The organism is Paenibacillus sp. J22P218 (genome assembly GCF_056269195.1).
Genome location: NZ_JBWDNL010000002.1, coordinates 898852 through 915479 on the forward strand (window position 1 = coordinate 898852; position 16628 = coordinate 915479).

General features: G+C 52.4%; 13 protein-coding genes. 9 read left to right on the forward strand and 4 right to left on the reverse strand.

The genetic code is table 11. The features are described 5' to 3' along the window. Nucleotides 1-12 precede the first annotated feature (12 nt). The 3 genes from proB to AC0YN0_RS13065 form a co-directional block, all read right to left on the reverse strand. Entirely contained in the window at nt 13-1116 is a 1104-nt protein-coding gene (gene proB / locus AC0YN0_RS13055) for a glutamate 5-kinase (RefSeq protein WP_475821593.1), read from the reverse strand. A gap of 393 nt (nt 1117-1509) precedes the next feature. Further along, nucleotides 1510-2700 (reverse strand): aminotransferase class I/II-fold pyridoxal phosphate-dependent enzyme, encoded by a 1191-nt coding sequence (locus AC0YN0_RS13060; protein ID WP_475821594.1) that lies wholly within the window; start codon nt 2698-2700, stop codon nt 1510-1512. A 127-nt stretch (nt 2701-2827) separates the two neighbouring features. Further along, a complete protein-coding gene (locus tag AC0YN0_RS13065) occupies nt 2828-3307 on the reverse strand; it encodes a hypothetical protein (protein ID WP_475821595.1) in 480 nt (159 codons plus the stop codon). 122 nt (nt 3308-3429) lie between these two features. On the opposite strand from AC0YN0_RS13065, the gene AC0YN0_RS13070 reads away from it, so the two are divergent. Then, on the forward strand, nt 3430-4230 hold the full coding sequence (locus AC0YN0_RS13070; protein WP_475821596.1) for a carbon-nitrogen family hydrolase: 801 nt from the start codon (nt 3430-3432) through the stop codon (nt 4228-4230). Here AC0YN0_RS13070 and AC0YN0_RS13075 read toward each other — a convergent pair whose 3' ends face one another. Further along, nucleotides 4231-5124, reverse strand: a complete 894-nt coding sequence (locus tag AC0YN0_RS13075; RefSeq protein ID WP_475821597.1) for a LysR family transcriptional regulator — start codon at nt 5122-5124, stop codon at nt 4231-4233. Nucleotides 5125-5289: 165 nt separating this feature from the next. Here AC0YN0_RS13075 and leuC point away from each other — a divergent pair, with 165 nt between their 5' ends. The 8 genes from leuC (at nt 5290) to AC0YN0_RS13115 (ending at nt 16357) form a co-directional block, all read left to right on the forward strand. Next, on the forward strand, nt 5290-6705 hold the full coding sequence (gene leuC / locus AC0YN0_RS13080) for a 3-isopropylmalate dehydratase large subunit (RefSeq protein WP_475821598.1): 1416 nt from the start codon (nt 5290-5292) through the stop codon (nt 6703-6705). A 28-nt stretch (nt 6706-6733) separates the two neighbouring features. Further along, nucleotides 6734-7333 (forward strand): 3-isopropylmalate dehydratase small subunit, encoded by a 600-nt coding sequence (leuD, locus tag AC0YN0_RS13085; protein WP_442051806.1) that lies wholly within the window; start codon nt 6734-6736, stop codon nt 7331-7333. 158 nt (nt 7334-7491) lie between these two features. Then, entirely contained in the window at nt 7492-8904 is a 1413-nt protein-coding gene (locus AC0YN0_RS13090; protein ID WP_475821599.1) for an N-acetylmuramoyl-L-alanine amidase, read from the forward strand. A gap of 19 nt (nt 8905-8923) precedes the next feature. After that, nucleotides 8924-9463 (forward strand): GerMN domain-containing protein, encoded by a 540-nt coding sequence (locus tag AC0YN0_RS13095; protein ID WP_475821600.1) that lies wholly within the window; start codon nt 8924-8926, stop codon nt 9461-9463. Nucleotides 9464-9499: 36 nt separating this feature from the next. Next, a complete protein-coding gene (locus AC0YN0_RS13100; RefSeq protein WP_475821601.1) occupies nt 9500-11557 on the forward strand; it encodes an S-layer homology domain-containing protein in 2058 nt (685 codons plus the stop codon). 149 nt (nt 11558-11706) lie between these two features. Next, on the forward strand, nt 11707-12399 hold the full coding sequence (gene nth, locus AC0YN0_RS13105; RefSeq protein ID WP_475821602.1) for an endonuclease III: 693 nt from the start codon (nt 11707-11709) through the stop codon (nt 12397-12399). Between the two features lie 5 nt (nt 12400-12404). After that, nucleotides 12405-12677, forward strand: coding sequence for an NAD/NADP transhydrogenase alpha subunit (locus AC0YN0_RS13110; protein ID WP_307201479.1), 273 nt, complete (start codon nt 12405-12407; stop codon nt 12675-12677). A gap of 11 nt (nt 12678-12688) precedes the next feature. Beyond that, a complete protein-coding gene (locus tag AC0YN0_RS13115) occupies nt 12689-16357 on the forward strand; it encodes a dynamin family protein (RefSeq protein WP_475821603.1) in 3669 nt (1222 codons plus the stop codon). Nucleotides 16358-16628 lie beyond the last annotated feature (271 nt).

Sequence of the window (16628 nt, forward strand, 5' to 3'; positions counted from 1 at the left end):
GAATCGTTATGGTTATAACGTAATCCATTCATCGCGATGTATGACTTCGATTCTTCCGACATCAACCCGGCGCTTTACTTCCTCGGTCGACAACCCGACGACCGCTTGGATTTGCCAAGCTTCATAATTAATGACTCCGCGTCCGATCGTCTCGCCTTGTGGCGTGACAACCTCTACCACGTCTCCGGAGTGAAACTCGCCTTCAATTGCCGTTATCCCGGCAGGAAGGAGGCTCTTGCCGCCCTTGATCAGCGCGGTAACGGCGCCGTCATCAACCGTGATCCGGCCTTGCGGCATCGAATGAAAGCCAAGCCACTGCTTCTTCATTGGAAGACTATGCAGCTTCGTATCGAAGTACGTACCTCGTCCGTTGCCGCCAACGGCTAACGCAAGATCGCCTTCCTGCTGCACCTTGCCGATGAAGGCAGGGACGCCGCCGCGCATGGCAATGCGGGCTGCTTCAATCTTGGAGCGCATGCCGCCTGTGCCAACCGACGAACCTGCTCCGCCGGCAAGCTTCATAATGTCCTCGGATATTTGTTCGACGCGCTCAATCTTGACCGCTTGCGGGTTTTTGCGAGGATCCTCGGTATACAAGCCGTCCATGTCCGTAATAATGATCAGCTTGGAGGCTTTCGCCATAGCTGCCACAAGAGCAGACAGATTGTCATTATCGCCGAACTTGGGCACCAGCTCATCTGTAGCTACCGTATCGTTTTCATTGATGATTGGAATAATTCGCTTATGCAGCAATTCTTCAAGCGTCATCAGCGCGTTCTGAATGCGCCTGCGATTGGAGAAATCGGCGCGAGTAAGCAAGATTTGAGCAGCTACCATACCGTACTTGCTGAAAGCTTCTTGATAAGCCTGCATAAGCAGCGCTTGGCCGACGGCCGCAGCCGCCTGCTTCTCATGAACGGCCTTCGGTCTTGATGGGTATCCGATCTGACGGAATCCGGCCGCAACAGCTCCCGACGTAACGAGCATAACGCTGTGACCGCTCGCATGCAGAGCGGCAAGCTCCGAGGCAAAATAATGGATCCGCTCGTTGTTCAAGCCGCCTTCCTCGGACGTGAGAGAGCTGCTGCCGATCTTAACAACAATTCGTTCGGACATAATAAAATCACTTCCCCGATTATGATTCATGACTCAACAAGCGTAAACGGTTGTCGTCCTATAGTTGAACAAAAACAAAAAAGACCTCCGTCCATAAAGGACGAAAGTCTAAACTTCCGCGGTACCACCTTTGTTGACGGCCGTCTTCGTCGGCGCATCCAGCTTAAGCCTTGTAACAGTAGGCGCTGTCCGGCAAACGCCGGCCGCTCGGAGGTAGGTTCGGCAAGGGGTCGAGGTAAATTCTTACAGCCCGGCGGAATTTACTCTCTGTTCACGACCTGATCTCGCTTACTGGTCCCGTCATCACGTTTCGTGTTCAATTGCACTTAGCATATCATGTTTCGCGGCGCGCTGTAAAGCAAGGCAAACGGCATGCCAGGCAATTAGCGGAGCTTAGAACAGGCCTAACTTACCTATGCGGAAGACAGCCTCCTGAAGCCGTTCTTCGCTTGTCAGCAATCCGAGGCGCACGAAGCCCTCGCCATGCTCGCCGAAGCCGATGCCCGGCGCGACGACAACGTCTGCTTCCTGAAGGACAAGGTCGGCGAAGGACTGCGACGTATGTCCTTCAGGCACAGGCAGCCAGCAGAAGAACGAGCCGCCGGGACGAGGGGCCTTCCAGCCGATCTGCTCAAGCGCAGAGAACAGCGCTTCACGGCGGCTCTCATATCTAGCGGTCAGTTCGACTACGCAGTCTTGCGGACCGGTAAGCGCCAGCGCAGCCGCCTCTTGGATGCCGCCGAACAGGCTGCAATAATAATGATCCTGAATCAAGTTGATCAGCGATACGATCTGCGCATTCCCGATTGCAAAACCTACGCGCCAGCCTGCCATATTATACGTCTTGGACAACGTATAGAACTCTACGCCGACTTCCTTGGCGCCAGGCGTCTGCAAGAAACTGATCGGTTTCTTGCCGTCGAATCCGATTGCCCCGTACGCGAAGTCGCTTGCGACTACGATTCCTTGCTCTGCGGCGAACTTCACCGTCTCCGTATAGAATTCGCTGGTTGCAACTGCGCCTGTCGGGTTGTTCGGGTAGTTCATGAACATCAGCTTCGCACGCCTCGCGATATCCGGTGTTATCGCGCTGTAATCCGGCAAGTAGTCGTTATTCGCCGTTAACGGCATAAACGACATTTCGGCGCCGGCGAGCGCAACGCCAGACCAATAATCCGGATAACCGGGGTCCGGTACAAGGCATACATCGCCTGGATTAAGCAGACATTGGCTAATTTCCACTAGTCCGGTCTTGCCGCCGAATAGAATGGCAACCTCAGTGGCTGGATCAACATCGACGTCGTAATCCTCCTTATATCGCTTGGCGACAGCTTCCTTTAGAAAGGCGTAGCCGCTGAAAGGAGGATATTTATGATAAAGAGGGTTCGCGGCTGACTCTTGCAGCTTCGCTACGATATGGGAAGGGGTCGGCTGGTCCGGATTGCCTTGTCCCAAGTTGATTACATCATGACCTTTGGCGGCTTGCGCGTTCGCCTTGCCAACCAGCTTGGCGAAAAATTGCGTCGGAAGCACTTTCATGCGTTCCGCAGGCTCAATACGTTGTTGCCCGATATTTGTTTCCATTCGATTCACTCCACCTGATTAATACTTCATATATTTTAATAATGTAGCATGAATGGATCATGAAGAGAAGCAAAAAACAGGCCGAAGCGGTCGCTTCGAGCCTGTTCGATTAGATGCGATATAAGCCTTACGGGAGAGCCGGGATTCCTACTTTTTGAATAAAAGGCTTAATATCGGCTTTGACTAAAAATAAGAACGGCTTGCGGTTCTCGTCAAATGCGAGCAGAAGCGGCGGCTTGTCTTTGCAATAAAATAAGAAAAGATCGGCTGTCGATACCGAAATCTCCTTAACTTTAATCGTGACGGGTTTCGTTAGCGGTACTCGGTATACATAGCCGCAGCTCTCATCAGCCGACAGTTGGGGAGCAAGGTCGGTAATGGAGCCAACCCAATCAGCAGCCATCTTCTGAAAGCTGGCATCGTTAGCTATCGTCTTGACGACTTTGCCGGCAGCGACATCAAATACTTGAACAGGCTTCTGTTCGATCTCGGACAACGTTTCGTTGTTGCTCTCAGCAGGGTTAGATACATACGCGGATGCGGATTGGCCTGCCATCATCATTGCGAAACATGCGATTAGCATGATCGTTGCTCGTTTGAGCCACATGGGCAATTCTCCTTTGTTGAGTGCATAGTAGTTAGGACTGTATCCATAACGTTCCCATCTTGACACTGAACCATGAGAGGGTATCATTAGGGAAAATAATGATGTAACTGGAGGAAGCGGATATGACAACGGCGCTGCGGCTTGCTTTGCTGCAAATGAATATAGAAGCGGGAAATCCGGAGGCAAACTTTGGCAGGTTGAAGGAAATGCTGGAGGAGGCTGTTTCCGGGGCAAAGAAACCTGATGTAATCGTGTTCCCGGAAATGTGGAATACCGGTTACGCGCTTACTGAAATCGAAAGTCTTGCGGACAAAAACGGGGAGCGCACGAAAGCCATGCTCTCAAGCTTCGCAAAAGAGCATCAGGTTCATATTGTTGGCGGTTCGATCGCAGAGGCGAAATCGGACGGCGTCTATAACACTACGTACGCCTTCGATCGTGAAGGCAGCGCAGCAGGGGATTATTCCAAAATCCATCTGTTCCGTCTTATGGACGAAGAGAAGTATTTGCAGGCAGGAGACAAGCCGGGATCGCTCACCATCGAGGGCGAGCAAGCCGGTATGATGATCTGCTACGACATTCGGTTCCCGGAGCTTGCGCGGAAGCTAGCGCTGCAAGGCGCGAAGCTGCTGTTCGTTCCAGCGGAATGGCCGCATCCGCGCCTGCATCATTGGCGCACGCTGCTGACCGCGCGCGCAATCGAGAACCAAATGTTCGTCATTGCCTGCAATCGGATGGGCAAGAGCGGAGATACCAGCTTCTTCGGTCATTCGATGGTGCTTGATCCATGGGGCGAGACGATCGCCGAAGCGGGCGAGGAAGAAACGATTCTGTATGCCGACATCGACTTGTCGTTAGTCGATACGGTAAGAAATAAAATCCCCGTATTTGAGGATCGCAGACCTGCTCTCTACAATGAATAATTATCGGTAATTGGTTAATGTCTTATTTAAGGTTCGGATAAAGGCTTCAGCAGCTTTGGACAAATAACGGCCTTTGCGGCTCGCTATAACAAGGGTACGGGTCGGCTTTGTCGTGAATGAGAGGTAGGCGGGAGCGAACTCCGAGCCTTTGGGCCGTGTAAGCATCTGCGGAACGAAGGCTATGCCCATGCCGCCTGCTACGAGCGACTGGATCGTCTCCATATTGCTGCTCTCGAATACGATGCGAGGCGTGAAGCCGGATTGTTCGCATAGCTCTACCGTTATTTGACGGAAGCCCTGTCCGCGCTTGAGGACGATGAACGGCTCTTCCTGCAATTCGCTAATGTCGATCGGCTCCTGTCGGTTCGCAAGCTGATGATGAGGGGGCACGGCCAGACCTATTTCTTCCTCTAAAAATGGCTCCCAGGACAGCGACGCATCGATCAGCGGCAGCGAAAGCAGACTTAAGTCGGTACCTCCGCTTGCGGTTAATTGTTCAAGCTTTGACGTCGTATCCTCGACAAGCACAACCTCGATCTGCGGATATTGAGCGCCGAATACGGGGAGGACGAGCGGCAGTATATGAGAGCCGGTTATCGGGAGCGTGCCAACGACGAGGCGGCCGCGGCGCATCTGAGCCATGTCGTCCATCTCTTGCTTCAATTGCTCGACGGCATCAAGTATCGATTGCGATTTATCAACGAACACTTGTCCTGCTTGCGTGAGTTCAACGGAGTTCGTCGTACGGCGAAACAATAATACGCCGATTTCTTGCTCCAGCTTGGATAGCTGTTGGCTGAGAGAAGGCTGCGCGATATGCAGCTTCTCGGCCGCTCTCGAGAAGTTTTTTTCAATAGCAATTTGAATGACATATTGCAATTGTCTAAGCTCCATGTTCATTTCCTCATTTCAATTGTAAAAGTTGTAAACATTATTTCCATTATAGTTATTACCTATAGACGTTATAGATATTATATCTTGGTTCAATGAAGAAAGAAATGCTATGATAGGTTCAGTTAACAGAGCAGAAAGATTCAAGTAAATGATGGGGTGAGCATAATGACGAAAAAGACAATGTTTGAGAAGATCTGGGATAATCACGTCATTCATCAAGAAACAGGCAAGCCGAGCGTAATTTATATCGACTTGCAGCTTGTGCACGAGGTTACTTCGCCGCAAGCGTTCGAAGGCCTTCGCCTTTCGGGCCGCAAAGTGCGCCGTCCTGACCTGACATTCGCAACGATGGATCACAACGTACCTACCAAAGACCGGTTCAATATTAGCGATCCGATCTCGAAGCAGCAGATCGATACGCTGACGCAGAACTGTAAAGACTTCGGCGTTAAGCTGTTCGATCTTGACAGCATCGATCAAGGCGTCGTTCACGTTATGGGACCTGAGCTTGGCTTGACGCATCCGGGTAAAACAATCGTGTGCGGCGACAGCCACACTTCGACGCACGGCGCATTCGGCGCACTTGCATTCGGTATCGGAACGAGCGAGGTTGAGCACGTTCTTGCAACGCAATGCTTGCAGCAATCGAAAGCGAAGACGATGGAAATTCGCTTCAACGGCAAGCGCAAGCCTGGCGTAACGGCGAAAGACCTGATCCTCGGCGTAATCGCTCAAGGCGGCACGGACTTCGCAACAGGTTATGTAATCGAGTATACGGGTGAAGCGATCACTAGCCTGACAATGGAAGAACGTATGACGGTCTGCAACATGTCGATCGAAGCCGGCGCTCGCGCAGGTCTGATCGCACCGGACGAAACGACGTTCAACTACCTTCGCGGCCGCGAATACGCGCCAGCGAACTATGAAGAAGCAGTAGAGGCTTGGAAACAACTGACGACGGATGAAGGCGCTGAATACGACACGGTTGTGCACTTTGACGTTGACGCTTTGATCCCGCAAGTAACTTGGGGAACGAGCCCGGGTATGGGTACTAACATTACGGCAAAAGTACCATTCCCTGCTGACCTTCCTACTGAGAATGAGCGCAAAGCTGCAGAAGCTGCGCTTGAGTATATGGATTTGAAACCAGGCACGCCTATGACGGAAATCGAAATCGATTATGTGTTCATCGGCTCTTGCACGAACGGCCGTATCGAAGACTTGCGCGCTGCGGCAGAGATCGCTCGCGGCTACAAAGTAAGCGAGAAAGTAACGGCAATCGTCGTACCGGGCTCCGGCCGCGTTAAGATTCAAGCGGAGAAGGAAGGCCTCGACAAAATCTTCACAGAAGCGGGCTTCGAATGGCGTGATGCTGGCTGCTCGATGTGTCTGGCGATGAATCCGGACGTATTGAAACCAGGCCAACGCTGCGCATCGACTTCCAACCGTAACTTCGAGGGTCGTCAAGGCCGCGGCGGACGTACGCATCTTGTATCGCCAGCTATGGCTGTCGCTGCAGCTGTTAACGGACGCTTCACAGACGTGCGCGATTGGGAAATCAAAACCGAAGTGTTGAACTAATTGAACGTGAGAGAGGGGTATTCTAGGTATGGAACCGTTTAAACAACTTACAGGCATCGTCGCCCCGGTCGACCGGGTCAATGTCGACACTGACGCTATTATTCCTAAACAATTTTTGAAGCGCATCGAGCGCAGCGGCTTCGGACAGTTTCTTTTCTTCGAATGGCGCTTCCATGAAAGCGGCGAAGTAAATGCCGAGTTCGAACCGAACAAACCGCGCTACGAAGGCGCATCCGTACTCATTTCCCGTGCGAACTTCGGTTGCGGCTCCTCCCGTGAGCATGCGCCGTGGGCGATTCTCGATTATGGCTACAAAGTCATTATCGCGCCGTCGTACGCTGATATTTTCTACAACAACTGCTTCAAGAACGGCATTCTGCCAATCAAGCTTAGCGAAGAGCAAGTGGAAGACTTGTTCCAGCGTACTGCGAAGCATGTAGGCTACAAGTTGTCGGTCGATCTTGAGAACAAATTGCTGACTGACGAACATGGTCTTAGCATCGCATTCGAGCTTGACGAGCACCGTCGTCAGTTCCTGCTTCAAGGACTCGACGATATCGGCTTAACGCTTCAGCATGAATCGCTGATTACGGCTTACGAGCAGAAGCACGCAGCGCGTCTCGGCTAGCGTAACGCTTGAATAATAAGAGGACAATTACCGGCAACGGCGATTGTCCTCTTTTTTCCTCTAAACGCAACTTTTTCTGACAAGCTGCGTCTATATTTGCGTCTGTAAAAGTCGAATGTTCACATTCGATGCGGGCAATTCAGTCATCGAGGTGGAAAATGAAGAAATTTGTAACCATTCTATTGTTCATGTCCGTATTGTTCACGATGTTTGCTAGCGTAGGACAAGCTGCCGAAGCTGTTCCAAAGCTGTATCTGAACGGTCAGCTGCTGCAGCCAGACGCTGATCCGCAGATTGTGAACGAGTCTACGATCGTCCCTATCCGGGTCATATCGGAAGGACTTGGTTTCCAAGTTGATTGGGACAATACGACCAAAACAGTTACGATCAATGACGGAAGCAAAGTTATTATGCTTGCTATTAATAACGATGCTGCACTTGTAAACGATCAAGTGGTTCAAATGCAAACGAAGCCGATCATCGTTAATAAAACGACGCTCGTTCCTCTTCGTTTCATTGGCGAGCAATTCGGACTTGAATTCGAGTGGAAGGCAGACACGAAGGAAGTACATATCGTTCAACCGCCGAAAGGCCCGACAGGATGGATTACAGGCGTAGGCTTCGACGGTATTGGCGGCGTCATCGTCAATTACGAAGGATCGTCCAAGCCTAATAAGGTGCAAGTACTCGATAATCCGAAGCGAATCGTACTCGACTTCCCGAATACGAGCTATTCCTCCGATCTCGCAACCACTCTGGCTAACGGTCAAGTGAAAGCGGAAGTAACGGATAACCCGTTAATTACGAGCTATCGCTATTCGATCTTCTCCAATAGCCCTACCGTAGCGAGAGTTGTGCTTGATGTGAACGCGGATACGGGTTATATCATGACAGAAGGTGTTGGAGAATTCCGCATTGATCTCATGCCGTCTGGCGAAGTACCGCCTGAGCCCGAGACGCCGACAGACCCGGAACCAGAAGTTCCCGTGGAACCGGAAGTTCCTGTAGATCCTCAGCCTCCGGTCACGGATAACGTGTATGATGTTGTTATTGACGCCGGTCATGGCGGAAGCGACCCAGGAGCCCAAAGCGTCCTGAACAGATGGGAGAAGGAATTTAATCTGAGCGTTGCCCTCAAGATGCAGAAGCTTTTGGCGAACGAGAAGTCGATCAAGGTCCATATGACGAGAACGGGCGATACGTATCCGACACTGCTGGAAAGGATCGCGTTCGCCGAAAACCTGAAGGCCGACATGTTCATTTCCATTCATGCCAACAGCCTGAAGGGCAGCAGCGCTACCGGTTCCGAAACGTATTATTACCGCGAAAACAGCAAGAGCTTGGCGGAGGTCATTCACAAGCATCTGATAGCTGGTACGAAACTCAAAGACCGCGGCGTCAAGAAGGAAGCGTTCAAAGTCATTAAGGAAACGACGATGCCGGCCGTGCTTGTAGAGGCAGGATTCCTATCGAATGCGGCAGACGCGAAATTACTTTATGACGATGCCGTCCAGAATCGGATTGCATCCGAGTTAGTAGCCGGCATTAAGGAATATTTCAAATTGAAATAGAAAGCAGGTGTTCAGTCGTATGACGAATGTCAAAGCAAGAGGGCTGCTGGCTGCCTTTCTATTAACATTGACGATTACTGGCTGCGGGGGACAGGACAATCTTCCATCTGGCAATGATGTGTCCGGAGCAACCACCCCGCCAACTGAGGAACAATCGATTGCCGTGAAACGAACGATTTCGGTGTATTCGACGGATTCCGAATTGTCGAAAACGTCAGCACGCGAAGTCGAGATTGAACTTAGCGATGGCGACGATGAGCTGGCTCTAGTGAAATCTGCGCTTTCTGAGCTTCAGAAGGACGGCGGCGCAGAAGAGATTTCCTTATGGAAGGCGATCAGCTTCGACAAAGTGAGCTTGGAGGACGGTCTTGCAACCGTCGATATCCTGCTTCCTGATGAAGCGAGGCTGGGAGGGCCGGGCGAGATTCTTGCCATCGAGTCGCTCACCAAGACGCTGTTTCAATTCGACTTCGTAGATGCAGTCGATATTCTAGTAGACGGTGAAGCGTTGGAGACTCTAATGGGCCATGTCGAGCTCGAGCATCCGTACCGCAAATAATATAAGGCTTAAGCATAACTATAGGGGGACTTATACATGCCAATTCATATTAATGGGAAAAAAGCAGTGATCGGGGCGCTTGCTTTGTCACTTGCCTTTGGCGGAGGATACGCGGCTGCTCCACATGCAGCTTACGCTGCTGCCAATGGATTGAACACGCCTTTCAGCGATATTAGCAGCGGCCATTGGGCGGAGAAGCATGTCGCCAAGCTTGCGCTGCAGAACATTATTTCGGGTTACCCGAATGGCACCTTCGCTCCCAGCAAAGACGTTTCCCAGCAAGAAGCCGTCCTAATGGCGCTTCGTTTCGCGGGACTTATGGACAAAGTAGACAACGACCCGAGTGCCGTTATTGAGTTTAACGATTCGTTCGTCGTCAGCAACAGTTTCAAAAAATACGTATTGGTAGCCTTCAATGAAGGTTTGCTTGATACCTCCGAAATGTCGCAAGCGGCCAACGTTCCCGGAACGCCATGGGGTACGAAACCTGCTTCGCGGGAATGGGTTACAAAACTCATTATTAAAGCGATCGGCAAAACAGGATTGGCTGACGGATTAAAAAATACCCCATCCTCGTTCACCGATGGCGGCCAGATCGATTCGCGATACCTGGGCTATGTAAACGCCGCAGTCGAGCTAGAGCTAGTCAAAGGCGTTACGGAGACAACGTTCCAGCCGAAAGCGAATATTACGCGGGCAAGCTTGGCTACGATTCTTAGCTTCGCGCAAGCACAGTTTGAAGTTGACTACGAAGGTCAGACGAGCGGTATCGTATCGAAGCTGTCCGATTCTTCACTGACGGTATACGAGAACGGTATTGAAACTTCGTATGCGCTGGATGAGAACACGCTTTATTACACGTACAAGAATACAGTGCCGATCAGCAAGTCCAACTTGTTGTTGTACGGCGATATTACCGTCATTGCCAAGGACGGCGTTGCGAAATACGTGGAAGTGAAAAGCGATACGGTACATACGACGACGGTAGCCGGAACCTTCTTGCGCAACGTGGCCGACGAGAAAAAAATATATTTATGGATCAACAAAGTCCCTGTACCATTTGATTACAACGATTCGGTCATCGTAGAAGATACGGCAGGCACTCCGGTGAAGCTAAGCGATCTGAAAGCCGACAGTCCGATCAGCATCGTGCAGGATTCGTTCCGCGACAAGCCGTTGGTGGTCAAAATCGTAACTGCTCCCGTCGCTAGCCAAAACACGGTGAAAGGATTGTTTTTCTCGACGGACGGCAAGATCATCACGATCAAAGAGGGCAGCTCGCTCTCCACAAAATATCTTGCCAAAGAGGTTGAAGTCGAGATCGAAGGCCTTAAGGAAGCTGCGCTGGACGATCTGCTGAAAGAAACGGATCAAGTCGAGCTTACGTTAAACGCAGACGAGCAGGTTACGAAAATCAAGGTCGAAAGCCGCAAGGTTGAAGTGCTGGATCAAGCTAAGATCGCCAGCTTCGTCGAAGACATGAAGCTGCTTACGATCGTCGACGCGGAAGGCAAAAATCCGAAGTCTCTCTACCTTACGGACAAGACGAAAGTGGACTTCTATGGCACGTTCATTTCGGTCGAAAGCTCTTACGACTTGCTGCTGCAAGGCACGCAAGTGATATTGTCCTACACTGGGGACAAAGTCGTTTCCATTAAGATCGTAACGTCGTATACGGGTAAATTCGTGTCGATCGACACGCTTGATTACGAGTTAAAACTCAAGCTTGATACGGGAGCAACACTTACGCTTCCATACTCGGCCAACTATGTCGAGACGCCGGGATCGAATACGACGCCTCTCGCTCAGCTTAAGAAGGATGACCTCATCACGGTCGAGCTTAATCCGACGCAAGAGAGCGTCATTAAGATTAAAGCGCATCGCGATGTGACTTATACCGTTCAAGTGATTGACATCATGAACAAGAAGATTCGCGTGCAGCCGGCAACGGGAAGTGCGTTCGAACTATCGATCAAAGACTTGCCGCTGACGGATAAGGACGGCAAGGAAGCGACGATTGGCAATATTTCCGTAGGCAGCTCGATTACGGCTTCTTATGTAGGATTGCTGCCGACCGCAATTCGCGTGAACTAAAGCAAGGGAATAAAGCCTTAAATTAGGATGTTTCGTGAAAAAACTGCCTTACGGGGCAGTTTTTTTTATAGAAAGTGGCTGTTTGCGGTTGCTAAGCGTGACAAATTTCGCTACACTTTGAACGATAGTGTTAGATTGGAGAGAGGACGATGAATGCGAAGCAGAAAATGCGTCATATATTGGACATCATTGCTGAGATGTTTCCGGATGCTCATTGCGAGCTGAATCACAGCAATCCGTTCGAGCTAACGATAGCCGTCCTATTGTCTGCGCAGTGTACGGACGAAACGGTGAATAAAGTAACCGCATCGTTATTCCAAAAGTATAAGCGGCCTGAGGATTACTTAGGCGTGCCGCTGGAGGAGCTGGAACAGGACATCCGCCGAATCGGTCTGTTTCGCAGTAAAGCGTCCAATATCCAGAAGCTAAGCCGCATTTTGATCGATAAATACGACGGTGAGGTGCCGGCAAGCCATGAAGGCTTGACCGAGCTGCCAGGTGTAGGACGGAAGACGGCTAACGTTGTCATGTCCAATGCCTTCGATGTACCAGCGATCGCGGTAGATACGCATGTGGATCGTGTATCGAAACGTTTAGGCATAGCTAAGCTAGACGATAATGTGCTTGAGGTCGAGAAGAAGCTGATGAAGCTTGTTCCGCAAGAGGAGTGGACGGTGACGCATCACCGGCTCATTTTTTTCGGCCGCTATCATTGCAAAGCTCAAAACCCGCAATGCCCGATCTGCCCATTGCTTGATATGTGCAAGGAAGGCAAGCAGCGTATGAAGGCTGGCAATAAAACGAAAAATAAAGCTGAACTGAAAATAGCTGGTAGGGGATGATAAGGATGAAATGTATTTCCGTGTACACAAACAATTTTGAGCTTTTCTCCGATATTTACGAGCAGGTGCTTGAAGCGCCTCCGCAAGAAAACGAAGACATCGTCGTTGAAGGCATTACGGTCAGCGGCTCGGGCGACGTGCCTGAACAATACATCGAGCGTATGCGCATTAAACCTGAGGTTGTCGTGATGAAGGAGAAGGCGCGCAACATTATGATTTTGCAGCACGGCAACGTGTTCGAAATTTGCTTGCCATCTGACGAAGAGGAAGCCGTGTAAGGAGCAGAACAATGACTGAAATGACTGTGCAGAGCATAGCGGGAGCTATTGCGAGTGCAGCCGGCGATATGGCTGCTGCAGGAGATAGGCAACATTCACAGCAAGTGCAGGAGCTGAACAGTAAGCTGACCGAAGGTCGGCTTACTGTCGCTTTTTGCGGACATTTCTCGGCAGGGAAGTCCACCCTTATTAATAAGCTATGCGGTACGAAGCTGCTGCCATCGAGTCCAATCCCGACGAGCGCGAATGTCGTATCGATCCGCGGGGGAGACAGAGCTTACGCCGCTGTGGAGACGATCAAGAACGGCGTCACCTCGCAGGCTGAGGTTCGAATTGATGAGCTTGATAAATATTGCGTAGACGGCGAGCAGTTCACGTCGGTGTCCATTATTTATCCGAGCGAAACGCTTGGCGACCATACGGTGCTGCTTGATACGCCGGGAATTGATTCTACGGATGACGCGCATCGGATGGCGACGGAATCGGCGCTTCATTTGGCAGACGTTGTGTTCTACGTAATGGACTATAATCATGTCCAGTCTGAGATTAACTTCGCATTTGCGAAGCAGCTTAAAGACTGGGGCAAGCCCTTATACTTTATTGTTAATCAAATTGATAAGCATCGTGATCGCGAGCTGTCGTTCGAGAGCTATCGCAAAAGCGTAGAGGAAGCGTTCCATGCTTGGCATCTTGAGCCGGCAGGGATCGTTTATTTGTCGTTGCGCGAACCGAGCCATCCTCATCAGGAATGGGATAAGCTGCTCGTGCTGCTTAAGCAGCTTGCCGAGCTTAGAGCGCCGCTGTGTGCCTATAGCGTGGATGCGTCGCTTAGACATCTCGTCAAGGGCCACTTGAAGTGGATGCAGGAGCAGCAGGAGCCGGAAAGAGAACGGCTCACAGAGGAGGCTGGCGGGGAAGAAGCGCTCAGCCAGCTTAAGTCGGAAATGGACGGGTTGACGAAGCGCATTCGTTCGCTTCAGGAGCAGAAGGAAATGTTCGGCGCTGAGCTTCGCCAAGAGCTGCAGAAGGTGCTTGATAACGCGAATATTACGCCAGCGGGGCTGCGTGATCTAGCGCAGACGTTCCTGGAGAGCCGCAAGCCGGGCTTCAAGGCGGGGTTGCTGTTCGCGGGAGCGAAGACGGCTGCCGAGCAGGAGCGCCGTCTGGAGGCGTTCCGGGCGGAGCTGAATTCGTTAATTAGCGCAGCTATCGAATGGCATGTGAAGCATTTGCTTCGCCAAGCGGCCGAACGGATCGGTTATAACACGGAACAGCTGGAATCGCAGTTGGCCGAAAAGCTGACGTGGCTGCCTGAGCCGGGTTGGATCGTTGAACGCGTGAAGACCGGAGCCGTGATCGGGAACGAGTATACGATGATCTACAGCCGCGAGCTTGCAGCGGATGTGAAAGGGGTATACCGCCAGCGCGCGTTCGGCATTATCGAAGCGCTGGCGGATCATGCGGCGGCAGCGAGCAGCAACGCTGCCGCCGAGGCGCAGGCGCAGCTTGCGGGGCTACGCTCGCAAGCTGGCGCCGCGGAGGCGCTGGCAGCGCTCGCGGAGCGCGCTGCCGCGCATGCGGCGAGGCTCGCAGCTGAGCTGCCGGGCCCGGCGGCGAAGCCGCAACTGCCGGCGCCGAGCGTATCGGCTGCCGGAGGCGGTTCCGGCGCAGCGGCGGATGCGTCCGCGCCGGCAAGCGGCGGCGGCGGAACGCCGCAGCAGGCTAGCGCCGCTGCTGCTGCCGCCGCCGGCGAAGCTCGCGCGAAGCGCCGCTCGCTCGGAGGCGGCGCCGCGCTCGCGCAGCAGCATAGCGCTGCGACGCGGCTGCTGCGCGCCGCAGAGCTGCTAGAGCCGCACGCGGCTCTAGCAGCAGCCGCGCATGCGATGCGCGACAAAGCGAACCGGCTGCAGAACAGCCGGTTCACCATAGCGCTCTTCGGCGCCTTCAGCGCCGGCAAGTCGTCGCTCGCCAACGCGCTGATCGGCGAGCCGGTACTGCCGGTATCGCCGAATCCGACGACGGCGGCGATCAACCGTCTCGTTCCGCCGACGGCGGAGCGGCAGCACGGCACGGCGCTTGTCGTCATGAAGACGCGCGATGCGATTCTTTCCGACGTGCGCTATTCGTTAGCGCTGCTCGGCGAGCAGGCATCCGAGGATAAGCTGCCGGACGCCGGCTCGCTCATGCGCGCCATCGATAAGCTGTCGCCGGATAAGATTCAAGCGGGCGGACGGCCGCATTACAGCTTCCTCCGCGCCGCGCGCGCGGGATGGGAACGGCATGAAAGTCAGCTCGGCCAGCAATTGGTAGTCGATCAAGCGGAATATGAGCGTTACGTAGCCGAAGAGGCGCGTTCCTGCTTTGTTAGCGAGATCGAGCTGTACTATGACTGCGATCTGACCGCTCAAGGCATCGTGCTCGTCGATACGCCGGGCGCCGATTCGGTCAACGCCCGTCATACGGGTGTTGCCTTCAACTACATCAAGAACGCTGACGCGGTCTTATTCGTCACGTATTATAACCATGCGTTCTCGCAGGCTGATAGACAGTTTCTGATGCAGCTTGGACGCGTGAAGGACCAGTTCGAACTGGACAAAATGTTCTTCCTCGTTAATGCCGCCGACTTGGCTGCGGATCAGGAGGAGCTGGAAGGCGTGCTTGCGCATGTCGAGGATAACTTGACGAAACATGCGATTCGTAATCCAAGGCTTTATCCGGTATCGAGCCTGCAGGCTCTTGACGGCAAAGTTGACGGTAACGCCGAACTGCTAAGCCGTTCAGGCATTGAAGCCTTCGAAGGCGCGTTCCTCTCCTTCATCCAGAATGATCTCGGCAAGCTGGCGATCGATGCCGCTGAGCAGGATCTTAAGCGTGCTGCGGCTACCGTGGCAGGCTGGGTGAAGAGTGCGGAAGGCGACGCAGCAGCGCGGGAAGCAGAGCTTAACGGCTTGCTTAGGGCTGTTGCGGCGAGCGAGAGCGACCTGGCAGCACTTCGCACCTCAGCTGCGCCAGAGCAACTGGAGCAAGAGGTTAGCGAGCTGCTCTATTATGTCGTGAAACGGATTCAGCAGAGATTCGGCGAGTTCTATAACTTCGCATTCAATCCAGCGTCGCTTCAAGACGATGGACGCGATCTGCGCAAAGCGATTTGGACTTCGTGGCTCGAATTGCAGCGGTTGATTCAGCTGGAACTGTCACAGGAGCTCCAAGCGACCTCGCTGCGTATGGAACGCGGAGTGCACACGTGGCTGCAGAAGCGCTATGAACGTTGCGCTGGATTGCTGCAAGAGGCGCTAGAGGGCTATGATGCGATTCCATATCGTCCTGATGGTCTGCCTACACCTCCGGAAGCTGCGGCATGGGAAGCAGGCGAGATCGAGTCGAAGTGGCTCTGGAGCCGATTCAAATCGCCTAGACAGTTTTTCGAAGGGGAAGGCAAAGGCAATCTGCGCAAAGACTTGGAAAATGTGCTTGCCCCGTCCTTGAACGGTTGGATGGCAAGCCGCATATCCGAATGGAACGTGCTCTACACTGAATATTGGCAGACAGGTTCCGAACAAGCATCGACAAGACTGCGCGAAGACATGTTAGCCTATGCGGAGGGCAAGCAAAGTACCCTTGAAGGCGGCTCGAATTCCGAGCAACTGAAGGAGCTGCACCAACAGCTCATTAATCTCTAAATATCAATGAACTAAACCGTATCAATCGCAATTATCGCTGAATGCTATTTTGGACGCTGAATTCGTCTGAAATGGCATTTTTTATATTTGTGTGTTTTCATACAAAAACGGAGCAATATGCACATATTTGTCACGATTTAAGACTATTTGGGAGCATTGACGGAGTGGCATTCCTATATCGCGAGTATAAGCGACTTCAATCACATATACGCAATTTTATACTGTTTGCCCCTGTATATGGATGCTGTTAATATTCACTCATACTTATAAA

Coding starts and splice junctions, on each gene's coding strand:
- AC0YN0_RS13090 (WP_475821599.1), top strand. CDS start 7,492: ATGAAGAAATTTGTAACCATTCTATTGTTCATGTCCGTATTGTTCACG.
- AC0YN0_RS13110 (WP_307201479.1), top strand. CDS start 12,405: ATGAAATGTATTTCCGTGTACACAAACAATTTTGAGCTTTTCTCCGAT.
- AC0YN0_RS13070 (WP_475821596.1), top strand. CDS start 3,430: ATGACAACGGCGCTGCGGCTTGCTTTGCTGCAAATGAATATAGAAGCG.
- AC0YN0_RS13100 (WP_475821601.1), top strand. CDS start 9,500: ATGCCAATTCATATTAATGGGAAAAAAGCAGTGATCGGGGCGCTTGCT.
- nth (WP_475821602.1), top strand. CDS start 11,707: ATGAATGCGAAGCAGAAAATGCGTCATATATTGGACATCATTGCTGAG.
- AC0YN0_RS13065 (WP_475821595.1), bottom strand. CDS start 3,307: ATGTGGCTCAAACGAGCAACGATCATGCTAATCGCATGTTTCGCAATG.
- AC0YN0_RS13060 (WP_475821594.1), bottom strand. CDS start 2,700: ATGGAAACAAATATCGGGCAACAACGTATTGAGCCTGCGGAACGCATG.
- AC0YN0_RS13075 (WP_475821597.1), bottom strand. CDS start 5,124: ATGGAGCTTAGACAATTGCAATATGTCATTCAAATTGCTATTGAAAAA.
- leuC (WP_475821598.1), top strand. CDS start 5,290: ATGACGAAAAAGACAATGTTTGAGAAGATCTGGGATAATCACGTCATT.
- AC0YN0_RS13115 (WP_475821603.1), top strand. CDS start 12,689: ATGACTGAAATGACTGTGCAGAGCATAGCGGGAGCTATTGCGAGTGCA.
- leuD (WP_442051806.1), top strand. CDS start 6,734: ATGGAACCGTTTAAACAACTTACAGGCATCGTCGCCCCGGTCGACCGG.
- AC0YN0_RS13095 (WP_475821600.1), top strand. CDS start 8,924: ATGACGAATGTCAAAGCAAGAGGGCTGCTGGCTGCCTTTCTATTAACA.
- proB (WP_475821593.1), bottom strand. CDS start 1,116: ATGTCCGAACGAATTGTTGTTAAGATCGGCAGCAGCTCTCTCACGTCC.